An 11,653-nucleotide genomic window follows, 5' to 3' on the forward strand; every position below is an offset into this window, starting at 1 on the left:
CCAGCGCCCAGGCGCCGCGGCGTTTGCCGATGGCGTTCCAGGTCCAGACGGTATGTTCGTTCAGCGCGTCCATGCGGGCGACGGGGATGCGGATGCGGCCATGGGGCGAGGAGAGGAAGGCCCAGTCGCCGTCCTGAAAGCCGTGCTCTTCCCAGAGTTTCTTCGGCACGTAGAGCGGGTTCATCCCGTGGATCTGGCGCAGCCAGGCGTTCTGCGAGCCCCAGGAATGGTACATGGCCGCCGGTCGCTGGGTGAGGGCGTGGAGGGGGTACTCGGCGGGGTCACTCAGGCTGTCGCCGAGGGGCGGATACCAGACGGGCAGCGGGTCCATGGCCTGTTGCAGCTGCGGGCGCAGGTGCTCGGGCGGCTGGTGGGGGCCGAGGCCCCGGGCGGCGCGCTGGAAGCGGGCGAGCGGCTCGCTGTAGAGGGCGAAGAGATAGGGCGCAGGCTTGTCGTAGAGGCCGCGCGCCACGGCCCAGTCCTGATAGGCGGCGTTCCAGGGTTTGAAGAACCGGGCGTTCTGCGGGATGTGGTCGCTGTAAAAGCCACCGTTTTGGATGTAGCGCGCCAGTTGGTCGGGGTTCGGCGCGCCGCGGCCCGAGCCGGTGCCGTCGCCGCGCCAGCCGGCCAGCGGGCCGACGCCTGGGCGGCGTTCGTGGTTCACCATGTAATCGGCGTAATCGCGGTACTTGGGCGTGCCGTCTTCCTTCACCATGCCGGGCAGGCGCATCCGGGCGCCGAGCTCCAGCAGCACCGACTGAAAGCCCCTCACGTCGCGGTCGGGTTCGACCACCGGCCAGCGGATGGCGTCGTTCATGCTGTCGGGCTCGCCGATCGGGCGGTCGAGGAGCGAGATGCAATCGTGGCGCTCCAGATAGGTCGTGTCGGGCAGGACCAGATCGGCGAAGGCGACCATCTCGGAGGAATAGCTGTCGGCGTAGATGATATGCGGGATGACATAGGCGCCGGTCGCGTCGGTGTCGGTCAGCATCCGCATCGTCTCGGAGGTGTTCATCGACGAGTTCCAGGCCATGTTGGCCATGTAGAGGAACAGCGTGTCGATGCGGTAGGGGTCGCCCGCGTGGGCGTTCGAGATCAGCATGTGCATGAGGCCATGGGCCGAGAGCGGGTTCTCCCAGGTGAAGGCCTTGTCGATGCGCTTGGCGCTGCCATCGTCATTGAGCAGCAGGTGTTCGGGGCCGAGCGGGTAGCCCAGATGCGGGCCGTCGAGCGGCTGGCCAGGCGTCACGCCAGCATGGGGGCGGGGATGGGCCTCGACCGGCTTGGGGTAGGGCGGTTTGAAGCGGTAGCCGCCCGGGGTCTCGACCAAGCCGAGGATGATTTGCAGCACATGCAGGGCGCGGCAGGTCTGGAAGCCGTTGGAATGGGCCGAGATTCCGCGCATGGCGTGGAAGCTGACCGGGCGGCCCTTCATCACCTCGTGCCGCTGGCCGCGGAAATCGGTCCAGGGCTGGTTGAGAATGATCTCCTCCTCGAAGGCGACGCGAGCGAGTTCGGCGGCGACGGCGCGGATGCGGGTCGCGGGGATGCCGCAGCGGTCGGCCACGGCCTCGGGCGCGTGGGCGGGGTCGAGGTAGCGCTCGGCCATCAGGCGCAGCACCGTCTTGTGTCCCTGCCAGTCGGCGGCGGGGTCGGGTTGGACGCCGGGCGCATCCCAGGGGGCAGGCTGGCCGCTCCGGCGGTCCAGGACCAGCGGCGTGCCCGTCGCGTCGCGCAGGAAAAGCCCGGCCTCGTCGCCCGATTCCTGCACCAGGAAGGGCGCGTTGGTATAGGCCATGAGATAATCGAGGTCGATCCTGCCCAGCCGGAACAGCTCGTGGATCAGGGCGAGGATCAGCAGGCCATCGGTCCCGGGCGTGATCGCCAGCCAATCGTCGGCCACGGCGTTATAGCCGGTGCGGATCGGGTTCACGGCGATCATCCTTCCGCCCCGGGCCTTCAGCTTGCCGATGCCCATCTTGATCGGGTTCGAATCGTGATCCTCGGCCACGCCGAAGAGCATGAAGAGCCGGGTCCGCTCCCAATCCGGCTGGCCGAATTCCCAGAAGGCGCCGCCCATTGTGTAGATCCCGGCGGCGGCCATGTTGACCGAACAGAACCCGCCATGGGCCGCGTAATTCGGGGTGCCGAAGCTCTGCGCCCACCAGCCGGTCAGGCTTTGCGACTGGTCGCGGCCGGTGAAGAAGGCGAGTTTCTCGGGTGCGGTATCGCGCAGGGGCTGCATCCAGGAGGTGGCGAGCGACAGCGCCTCCTCCCACTCGATTTCCTGGAACTGGCCCGAGCCGCGGGGGCCGGTGCGCCTGAGCGGCTTCCTGAGCCGCGCGGGCGAGAGATGCTGCATGATCCCGGCCGAGCCCTTGGCGCAGAGCACGCCCTTGTTCACCGGATGATCGCGGTTGCCCTCGATATAGGCGACCTCGCCCCCCTTCAGATGCACGTTGATCCCGCAGCGGCAGGCGCACATGTAGCAGGTGGTCTGGCGCATCTCGTCCGAGACGGGGGGCGACAGGTCGAGCCGGGGCTGGCGCTGCATCAGTACCTCGCTTGCGGGGGCCTTGGGCCGATCGAACAGGATGATGCCCGCTTTGTCCATGGCAAGCGCCCCGGGGCCGCCGGAGAGGGGTCCCGAAAAAGCCGGGGGTGCTGCCCTTGCGGGGGTCGGATCGGAAGGCTAAGTCTTGGGCAAGAATTGACCCCTACCGTGGCAGATACCCGTCAGAGCGAGGCCCGAGCGATGCGCGATCCGATTGAAACCTACATGAACCTCGTTCCCATGGTGGTCGAACAGACCAGCCGGGGCGAGCGTGCCTATGACATCTTCTCGCGGCTCCTCAAGGAACGGGTGATCTTCGTCAACGGTCCGGTGCATGACGGGATGGCCACGCTGATCGTGGCGCAGCTGCTGCATCTGGAGGCCGAGAACCCCTCGAAAGAGATCTCGATGTACATCAACTCGCCGGGTGGCGTGGTGACCTCGGGGCTGTCGATCTATGACACGATGCAATACATCAAGCCGAAGGTCTCGACGTTGGTGATCGGGCAGGCAGCCTCGATGGGCTCGCTGCTGCTGACGGCCGGGGAGAAGGGCATGCGCTTCTCGCTGCCGAACAGCTCGGTCATGGTGCACCAGCCCTCGGGCGGCTTCCAGGGGCAGGCGACGGACATCATGATCCACGCCCGCAACACCGAACGGCTGAAAAAGCGCCTGAACGAGATCTATGTCCGCCACACCGGCAACACCTACCGCAAGGTCGAGGATGCGCTGGAGCGGGACAATTTCATGACCCCGGAAGAGGCGAAAGCCTGGGGTCTGATCGACGAAATCCTCGTCAACCGGGATACCCCGGCCGAGGCGAAGTGATCCACGGCCGCGGGCAGGAATGCGATTTGGCATTGTCCCTGCCCGCTGGCTGGCCTAGTTTTGACCCAAGGGCCCGTCAGAAGGCCAGGAACCACGACGAGCACGAGGTGTCGAATGGCTCATTCCTCCGGTAGCGACAGCAAGAACACGCTGTATTGCTCCTTCTGCGGCAAAAGCCAGCATGAGGTGCGCAAGCTCATCGCCGGCCCCACGGTCTTCATCTGCGATGAATGCGTCGAACTCTGCATGGATATCATCCGTGAGGAGACCAAGGGCACCGGCTTCAAGACCGCCGACGGCGTGCCCACGCCGCGCGATATCTGCAAGGTGCTGGACGATTACGTGATCGGCCAGGAACGCGCAAAGCGGGTTCTGTCGGTCGCGGTGCACAACCATTACAAGCGTCTCGGCTTTTCCGGCAAATCCGGCAAGGCAGGCGAGATCGAATTGTCGAAATCCAACATCCTGCTGATCGGCCCCACCGGCTGCGGCAAGACGCTGCTGGCGCAGACGCTGGCGCGGATCCTCGACGTGCCCTTCACCATGGCCGATGCGACCACGCTGACCGAAGCTGGTTACGTGGGCGAGGATGTGGAAAACATCATCCTCAAGCTGCTGCAGGCCTCGGAATACAACGTCGAGCGGGCGCAGCGCGGCATCGTCTATATCGACGAGGTCGACAAGATCACCCGCAAGTCCGACAATCCCTCGATCACCCGGGACGTCTCGGGCGAGGGGGTGCAGCAAGCGCTGCTGAAGCTGATGGAAGGCACCGTGGCTTCCGTGCCGCCGCAGGGTGGGCGCAAGCATCCGCAGCAGGAATTCCTGCAGGTGGACACGACCAACATCCTCTTCATCTGCGGCGGGGCCTTCGCGGGTCTCGAAAAGATCATCTCCATGCGCAACAAGGGCACGGCGATCGGTTTCGGCGCGGATGTGAAGGACGAATCGAAGCGCACCGTCGGTGAGGCGCTGCAACAGCTCGAGCCCGAAGATCTGCTGAAGTTCGGCCTGATCCCGGAATTCGTCGGCCGTCTGCCGGTGATCGCCACGCTGACCGACCTCGACGAGGCGGCGCTGGTGACGATCCTGACCGAGCCGAAGAACGCTCTGGTCAAGCAGTACCAGCGCCTGTTCGAGATCGAGGGCACCGACCTCACCTTCACCGAGGACGCGCTGCGCTCCATCGCCAAGCGGGCGATCCAGCGCAAGACCGGCGCTCGCGGTCTGCGGTCGATCATGGAGGATATCCTCCTCGACACCATGTTCGAACTGCCGGGCATGGAGAATGTCGAAGAGGTCGTGGTCAACGACGAATCCGTCACCTCGGGTGCGCGGCCGCTGCTGATCTACACCGACAGCAAACAACCGCAGAGCGCGGGTTCCGCGGGCTGAGCTGTCGGCCTTCTGAATGAACGAAGCCCCGTACCGGAAGGTGCGGGGCTTTGGCTTTTGGCCTGTCAGACATTCAAAGGACTGACAATTTCGTCAGTCGACAAGTCTCAGAAATCTCTGACGTTTCGGCGCCGGACCTCGACCAGCCGCGGACCTTGTCCACTGGCAACGATGATCGGCAGATCGCTGTCGGTCGCCCGGGCATAGGGCAGGCCCATCGCCTCGGCCAGCGCCCGCATGTCGGGGGCCGAAGGGGTGCAGCCGATCACTTCGGTGCCAGCATCCTTCATGGCGCGGGCGATCTCGCCATAGCCTTCGTTGTTGAAGACGACGAAGGTCACGTCCATATTCTCGTCCCGCGCGGTGCGCAAGTCGCCAGGGTGGAACATCAGCCCGCCGTCCCCGGTCAGGCAGACCACCCGCGCCCCGGGATCGGCCAGCGCCGCGCCGATGGCAGCGCCGATGCCATAGCCCAGCGCGCCATAGCCGGTGGCGGCATTGAACCAGCCGCCCGCGCGGTCATGGCTGTAATAGAGGTTCCCGGCATAGGCGATCTGCGTCGAATCGCCGACGAAAAGCGCGTCCGGCACCGCGTCGCGCAAGGATTGCAGCAGCCGCACCTCGTCCTGGTATTCCGGGGTGAGCGCGGCGAAGGCGGCCTGCCGCGCAGCCGCCGCACGCTCGGGCCCGTCGGCGGCAGGCGCCACCGGATGCAGTTTCGGCAGCATTGCCGCCACATCGGCCTGCAGCGTGAGGGCGGCGAAATGCCGGGCCAGCTGCGCGCCGTCGATGTCGATGCGGATCATGCCCGAGAGTTCGGGGAAGGTGCCCGTCCCGTACATGTCGCAATCGGTCGGCCCCAGTTCCGAGCCCGCGACGACCAGCTGGTCGGAATCGCGGATCAGCTCGCGGATCGGTTGCAGACTGGGCGAGGCCGGGATCGCCAGCGGGTGGTTGTGCATCAGCCCCCGGGCGTTGGTGGTCAGGATCACCGGCGCGTTCAGCGCCTCGGCGAAGGCGCGCAGCTCCTCGCCGGCGTGACGGCAACCGCCGCCGGCCAAGATCACCGGCCGTTTCGACAGCCTCAACCGCGCACGGGCCTTGGCGGGGTCGGGCAGGGTGGCGACGGGCGTGGCCAGCGCCGCGGCGGGCGGGGCCTTGGCCGCCATCAGGTCGAGCGGGATCTCCACATGCACCGGGCCGCGCCGCCCGGTGGTCAGCGCCCGCCCGGCATGGGCCAGAAGGCCGGGCAGGGCCTGCGGATCCTCCAGATGCAGGGCGGGGCCCAGCACGCGGGTCACGGCGCGCTGGTCGGGCAATTCGTGCAGATAGCCCAGCCCCTTGCCCAGCGTCTCGCGCCGGTTGACGCCGGAAATCACCAGGATCGGGATGGAATCGGCCCGGGCCTGGGCCATCGGCGTCATCATGTTGGTGACACCGGGGCCGGTGATCACCATCGCGACGCCGAAATGGCCCGAGACGCGGGCATAGCCATCGGCCATGAACCCGGCCGAGGCCTCGTGACGCGGGGTGACGTGGCGGATGCCGGAGCCCGCCAGCGCGCGATACAACTCGATCGTGTGGACGCCCGGGATCCCGAAGATCACCGTGACGCCCTCGATTTTCAGCCAGTCGACAAGGGTTTGTGCAACATTGCTCATGCTGCCTTCTGCATGGCATAGGCAGCGATACGGGCGCAAGCCTCCTCGGTATCGGCGTCCGAGGCATTGAGCGCGACGCGCAGCCAACCCTCCAGCGCCACCCCGAACGAGGCACCCGGCATCATCGCCACATCGGTCGCCTCCAAGAGCTCCAGCGCGAAGGCCAGCGAATTGTCCGAGAGCGCGCGGATGTCGATCAGCGCGAACATCCCGGCCTCGGGGCGGTGCACGCGCAGCCCGGCCACACCGTCCAGCCGGTCGAACAGGATCTGTGCGCGGCGTGCCATGCGGGCGGCCATGCCCTGGGCCAGTGTCGGCGCGCTGCCGATGGCCTCGGCCGTCATGTCGGCGATGAAGGGTTGCGAGCCGAAGAGCATCGTCTCGGACAGCGGCAGGGCGCGCAGGGTGAACTCGGCCGGGCCCACGGTCCAGCCCGACCGGAACCCGGGCGCCGCATGGCTTTTCGAGATCGAGGCGGTGGTGATCGTGCGGTCGTCGAACTCCGGTTCGGCCAGGGCCGAGGTGAAGGGGCGCCCGTCATGGGTGAGATCGCCGTAGACCTCGTCCGAGACGATCCAGAGGTCATGGTCACGCGCCAGTTCTCCCAGCGCGCGCAGCTCGGCCGGTTGCAGGATGGCGCCGGTCGGATTATGCGGGGTGTTGAGGAAGATGGCGCGGGTTTCGGGCGTGATTGCTGCAGCAACATCAGCGGCTTGCAGGCGGAAGTTGTGTTCGGCTTTCAACTGCACCGGCACCGGTACAGCGCCCGAGGCACGGACGATCCCTTCATAGGTCGCATACATCGGGTCGCCAAGGATCACCTCGCAGCCCGGCTCGCAGATCGTGCGGAACACCAGGTAGAGCGAGGTCTGGGTGCCGGGCAGGCAGAGGAAGCGGTCATGGCCGAAGGGCCGGTTGAGCCGCGTCGTGTAACGCCTTGACAAAGCGTCCAGAAGCACGGGTTCGCCCCGACCGTTTGAATAGCCGGTGCGTCCGTCGCGCATGGCGGTGCAGGCGGATTCGATCAGGCTGTCGGGGGTTGGCACATCGGGCTCGCCGATGGTCAGGTTGATGACACGGTGCCCTTCGCTCATCCGCTTCCTGGCGGCGGCGTTCAGCACCCATTTGTCCGAGCCGAGACCGGCGAGCTGTTCGGTGACACGGGCATATCTCATCTCAGACCTCGGGGAGTTTCAGATCAAGAAGGCGCGAGAAGGCCTTGATCGCAATGGATTTCATTTCGTCGGGTTTGAAGTGGTCGGGCAGGGCGCCCGCTTCGATCCAGAGCCCGTCCAGCAGCGCATTGCCGGCGATGGCCAGCGCCCGCGGATCCTCGTCCCGCCGGCCGGCGGCAGCCAGCGCGTCGGCGATCATCCGTTGCAGCCGGTTGCGGAAGCCGAGGTAGGTTTCCTCGTGCACCTTGCGCATCGCCGCATCGCGCGGCACCAGCTGCATCGAGGCCGCCCAGAGCGACACGGCGCGGGGATCGGTGACCGGGGGCGAGACGGCATTGGCGACGAAACCCGCCAGCCGGGCCAGCGGATCATCGGGCAGATCGTCGAGCCGCGCGGCGCTGGCCTCGGTCAGGCCGGTCATCAGCGTCTCATGCGCGGCGGCGACCAGATCCTCCTTGGTCGCGAAATAATGGCGGATCAGCCCCGGCGTCACGCCCGCCTTCAGCGCGATGGCCCGCACGGTGGCGGCCTGCGGCCCGCCCTCGGCAATCAGGTCGAGCGTCGCCTCGATCAAGGCGGTGCGGCGGGCTTCCTCGCCCGCGCGCTGGAACGGACGGCGCTGGTTCATGCCCGCAGAACCGGGCGCGTCAGGCAGGTCGGCCCGCCCTCGCAAGCGATGCACAGCGCGTCGCCCTCGAAGACCTGCACCCGGCAGCCCGCGCCTTCCATCAGTGCACGGGTCTTGGGGAAGCCATCGACCATCACCACATCCTGCGGCTTCAGCATCAGCACGTTCAGCGACAAGCCGTTGGAGGCGAGGAATTCATCTTCGGGCGCCATCAGCAGGGTCCAGCCGCGCGCCGTGAGATCCGCCCAGAGCGCATAGGGCAGGAGCGGCGCATGGATCAGCGCCATCTTCGGCCCGAGCGGCGAGATCAGCGACATCAGATGCAGGCAGGCCTCGGGCCCGGTCCAATAGGGCAGGTCATAGGCCTGCACCCGGATGCCGTGCGGGGCCAGGATCGCCGCCACCGCCTCGATCCCCGCCTGATTGCTGCGCACGCCCCGGCCGATGGCCAGCGTCTGCGGGTCGATCCACAGGCAATCGCCCGATTCGACCGTGGCGTCACCCGTCAGGCGGCCGATCACCGGCACCCCCAGCGCGTCATAGGCGGCCTCGTGCAGGTCGGGCTCGGCGCGGCGCAGGGGCTTGCCCATGTTCAGCAATACCGCGCCTGCGCGGGTCACGAAGGACGGGTCCTGCACGAAGACCGCATCCGACAGCCCGTCGTCGCGGGCCGGAATCCAGTGGATTTCCGCGCCCGAAGCGGCGACGATGGCCGACAGGGCGGCGTGCTGGACTTCGGCCCTTGCAGCATCAAACCCGGGGCCGTAATGCCAGAGCGCCGGATCCGCCGCGGCCATCGCCGGGCCGGGCGCGCGCATCATCACGCGGGCCAGAGGTTTCGTGCGGTCTTCGGCACCGAAAGGCATGAGGGACACTCGCTGAGTAATTATACGCTTGCATAATTACTCAGGGCTTGGCCTTCTACAAGGACAAACAAGAGGCGCGACCAACGGCGCCACATCAACAGGAGAGACTGATGAAAACCCTCGTTCTGACCGCCTCCGCGCTGGCCCTGATGGCCGGTGCCGCGCTCGCCGATCCCCTGCGCATCGGTATCGCCGCCGAACCCTATCCGCCCTTCGCCGCGCCCGATGCGGCGGGCAATTGGGTCGGTTGGGAGATCGACATCATCAACGCGATCTGCGCCGCCTCGTCGCTCGATTGTGCGATCACGCCCACCGCCTGGGACGGAATCATTCCGGCGCTCACCTCGGGGCGGATCGACGTGATCATGGCCTCGATGACCATCACCGAAGAGCGCGCGCAGACCATCGACTTCTCCCAGCCCTATTACAACACCCCTGTGGTGGTGGTGGCGCAGCGCGACATGGGGATCACCGCGACGGCCGAGGGGCTGGCCGGGCACGTGCTGGGCGTGCAGGTCTCGACCGTGTTCCAGGATTACGCGCAGCAGTATTTCGAGGGCGAGACCGAGATCCGCACCTATCAGACCCAGGACGAGGCCAACCAGGACCTCGCCGCCGGGCGGATCGACGCCACGCTGGCCGACAGTCTGGCCATGGACCCGTTCCTTGAATCGGAGGCGGGCGCCTGTTGCGAGAATCTCGGCGCGGTGCCGATGGACGAGGCGATCCTGGGCAGCGGCATCGGCGCCGGGGTGCGCAAGGACGATGCCGCGACTCTGGCGGCGATCAACGGCGGGATCGAGGCGATCCTGGCCGATGGCACCTATGACGCGATCACCGCGCGCTATTTCACCACCTCGATCTACGGCCAGTAACGGGTGTTCGACTGGCTTCATGCCGTCTGGCCGGGGCTTGAGGCCACGCTGCCCCTGCTGTCGCCCCAGCCGCCCGGCTGGGGCGGCGGCCTGCTGCGGGGCGCGCTGAATTCGCTGATCATCGCGCTGGGGGCTTTCGGGCTGGGGGCGGTGATCGGCACCTTCGGCGCGCTCGGCAAGCTGGGCGGCGGGCCGGTGACGCGCGACCTCTTGGCGGTCTATACGACCGTGGTGCGGGCGGTGCCGGAGCTGATCCTGATCCTTCTCCTCTATTACGCGGGTACCGACCTCCTGAATCAGGTGCTGGCGCTTCTGGGCCGCCGCCCGGTCGAAATTTCGGGCGTTGCCGCCGGGATCGGCGTTCTGGGCATCGTCCAGGGCGCCTATGCGACCGAGGTGCTGCGCGGCGCCATCCAGGCGGTGCCCCGCGGCCAGCTGGAGGCGGCGCGCGCCTATGGCATGAGCCGGGTGCAGACCTTCCGGCGGGTGACCTTTCCGGCGATGCTGCCGCTGGCGCTGCCGGGGCTGTCGAACCTCTGGCTCATCGCCACCAAGGATACCGCGCTGCTGGCCGTGGTCGGCTTCAGTGAATTGACGCTGGAGACGCGGCAGGCGGCGGGCTCGACCCGGGCCTATTTCACCTTCTTCCTGGCGGCCGGGGCGCTGTACCTGATGATGACGCTGGTCTCGGGCCGGGTCTTCGGCTGGCTCGAAACCCAGTTCCGCCGCGGGCAGGCGCAGGCCCGGTCATGAGGGACTGGCTCAGACCCCATCGGCTGGTGCTGATCGCGCTGGCGCTGGCGCTGGCGCTCTGGGCGGGCTGGGCGCTGCGTTGGGACTGGATCCCGCGTTATTGGCAGCTGGGGGTTCAGGGGCTCTGGCGGACGCTCTGGCTGCTGGTGCTCTCGGTCGTCATCGGCTTCGCGCTGGCGGTGCCGCTGGGGCTGGCGCAGGCAGCGGGGCCGCGCTGGCTGGCCGCACCCGCGCGCTGGTTCTGCACGCTGATCCGGGGCACGCCGCTGCTTTTGCAGATCTGGCTGATCTATTACGGCATCGGCTCGCTCTTCCCGCAATACCCCTGGATCCGGCAATCCGAGCTCTGGCCCTTGCTGCGTCAGGCCTGGCCCTATGCGCTGATTGCGCTGTCCCTCAGCTATGCGGGCTACGAGGGCGAGGTGATGCGCGGCGCCTTCCGCGCCGTGCCGCCCGGCCAGCTGGAGGCGGCGCGCGCCTATGGCTTCTCGCCCTTCGCCGTCTTCCGCCGCATCTGGCTGCCGCAGGCGCTGGCCCGCGCCCTGCCGACCCTGGGCGGCGAGACGGTGCTGCAGCTCAAGGCCACGCCCCTCGTCGCCACGATCACGGTGATCGAGATTTATGCCGTCGCCAGCCGAGTGCGCCAGGACACGTTCATCGTCTACGAACCGCTGATCCTGCTGGCGCTGGTCTATATGGCGATCGCCGGCCTGCTGGCGCTCGGCTTCCGCGCCCTCGAAAGGCGCTACACCCGCGGCCTCGGCCACTGACCGCGCGCATCTTTGTTCCCCAAATATCCTCGGGGGTTTCTCAAGGGGGTGGAAAACCCCCTTGAGCGGGGGGTGCGGGGGGCTGGCCCCCCGCCTTGGTCGCCCGAGGCACCGAGGGCGAAACCTCTCCGCCCCCAGACCTTCAGCC

At 67.4% G+C, this 11,653-nt stretch carries 10 protein-coding genes; 5 read left to right on the top strand and 5 right to left on the bottom strand.

Annotated features, from left to right (window positions below; translation table 11 throughout):
• On the bottom strand, positions 1-2,554 hold a 2,554-nt coding region (locus VDQ18_RS20115), incomplete at its 3' end, for a molybdopterin-dependent oxidoreductase (RefSeq protein ID WP_323022692.1).
• Between the two features lie 201 nt (positions 2,555-2,755).
• Between VDQ18_RS20115 and VDQ18_RS20120 the strand changes: the two genes are divergently transcribed.
• A complete protein-coding gene (locus tag VDQ18_RS20120; RefSeq protein WP_323022684.1) occupies positions 2,756-3,382 on the top strand; it encodes an ATP-dependent Clp protease proteolytic subunit in 627 nt (208 codons plus the stop codon).
• Between the two features lie 114 nt (positions 3,383-3,496).
• A complete protein-coding gene (gene clpX, locus VDQ18_RS20125) occupies positions 3,497-4,777 on the top strand; it encodes an ATP-dependent Clp protease ATP-binding subunit ClpX (protein ID WP_107750410.1) in 1,281 nt (426 codons plus the stop codon).
• Between the two features lie 107 nt (positions 4,778-4,884).
• On the opposite strand, the gene VDQ18_RS20130 is transcribed toward clpX, so the two are convergent.
• The 4 genes from VDQ18_RS20130 to VDQ18_RS20145 are packed head-to-tail and all read right to left on the bottom strand — an operon-like array spanning position 4,885 to position 9,107.
• Complete coding sequence (locus VDQ18_RS20130; protein ID WP_323022685.1) at positions 4,885-6,438, bottom strand: 5-guanidino-2-oxopentanoate decarboxylase; 1,554 nt, start codon at positions 6,436-6,438, stop codon at positions 4,885-4,887.
• On the bottom strand, positions 6,435-7,613 hold the full coding sequence (locus VDQ18_RS20135; RefSeq protein WP_323022686.1) for a pyridoxal phosphate-dependent aminotransferase: 1,179 nt from the start codon (positions 7,611-7,613) through the stop codon (positions 6,435-6,437). Before VDQ18_RS20135 ends, VDQ18_RS20130 begins: the two co-directional genes overlap by 4 nt.
• Position 7,614: 1 nt before the next feature.
• Positions 7,615-8,241, bottom strand: a complete 627-nt coding sequence (locus tag VDQ18_RS20140; RefSeq protein ID WP_323022687.1) for a TetR/AcrR family transcriptional regulator — start codon at positions 8,239-8,241, stop codon at positions 7,615-7,617.
• Positions 8,238-9,107 carry a dimethylarginine dimethylaminohydrolase family protein gene (locus VDQ18_RS20145; protein ID WP_323022688.1) on the bottom strand — a complete coding sequence of 290 codons (870 nt, stop codon included), beginning with the start codon at positions 9,105-9,107 and terminating at the stop codon, positions 8,238-8,240. The genes VDQ18_RS20140 and VDQ18_RS20145 overlap by 4 nt, the downstream gene beginning before the upstream one ends.
• Before the next feature lie 110 nt (positions 9,108-9,217).
• Here VDQ18_RS20145 and VDQ18_RS20150 point away from each other — a divergent pair, with 110 nt between their 5' ends.
• From VDQ18_RS20150 to VDQ18_RS20160, 3 genes are read left to right on the top strand one after another with little or no spacing between them, the layout of a single operon-like run.
• Positions 9,218-9,982: a transporter substrate-binding domain-containing protein gene (locus VDQ18_RS20150; protein WP_323022689.1), complete on the top strand. Its 765-nt coding sequence runs from the start codon at positions 9,218-9,220 to the stop codon at positions 9,980-9,982.
• 3 nt (positions 9,983-9,985) lie between these two features.
• The gene (locus VDQ18_RS20155; protein ID WP_323022690.1) at positions 9,986-10,735 is read left to right on the top strand and encodes an ABC transporter permease subunit; all 750 of its coding nucleotides are present in this window, start codon (positions 9,986-9,988) and stop codon (positions 10,733-10,735) included.
• Complete coding sequence (locus VDQ18_RS20160; RefSeq protein WP_323022691.1) at positions 10,732-11,505, top strand: ABC transporter permease; 774 nt, start codon at positions 10,732-10,734, stop codon at positions 11,503-11,505. The genes VDQ18_RS20155 and VDQ18_RS20160 overlap by 4 nt, the downstream gene beginning before the upstream one ends.
• Positions 11,506-11,653 lie beyond the last annotated feature (148 nt).

Source organism: Pararhodobacter sp. (genome assembly GCF_034676075.1).
In the GTDB taxonomy this organism is placed as follows: domain Bacteria; phylum Pseudomonadota; class Alphaproteobacteria; order Rhodobacterales; family Rhodobacteraceae; genus Pararhodobacter.

What these genes read in the sequence shown, in the direction of transcription:
- VDQ18_RS20140 (WP_323022687.1), bottom strand. Translation starts at nt 8,241, where the DNA reads ATGAACCAGCGCCGTCCGTTCCAGCGCGCGGGCGAGGAAGCCCGCCGC.
- VDQ18_RS20145 (WP_323022688.1), bottom strand. Translation starts at nt 9,107, where the DNA reads ATGCCTTTCGGTGCCGAAGACCGCACGAAACCTCTGGCCCGCGTGATG.
- clpX (WP_107750410.1), top strand. Translation starts at nt 3,497, where the DNA reads ATGGCTCATTCCTCCGGTAGCGACAGCAAGAACACGCTGTATTGCTCC.
- VDQ18_RS20120 (WP_323022684.1), top strand. Translation starts at nt 2,756, where the DNA reads ATGCGCGATCCGATTGAAACCTACATGAACCTCGTTCCCATGGTGGTC.
- VDQ18_RS20130 (WP_323022685.1), bottom strand. Translation starts at nt 6,438, where the DNA reads ATGAGCAATGTTGCACAAACCCTTGTCGACTGGCTGAAAATCGAGGGC.
- VDQ18_RS20150 (WP_323022689.1), top strand. Translation starts at nt 9,218, where the DNA reads ATGAAAACCCTCGTTCTGACCGCCTCCGCGCTGGCCCTGATGGCCGGT.
- VDQ18_RS20160 (WP_323022691.1), top strand. Translation starts at nt 10,732, where the DNA reads ATGAGGGACTGGCTCAGACCCCATCGGCTGGTGCTGATCGCGCTGGCG.
- VDQ18_RS20135 (WP_323022686.1), bottom strand. Translation starts at nt 7,613, where the DNA reads ATGAGATATGCCCGTGTCACCGAACAGCTCGCCGGTCTCGGCTCGGAC.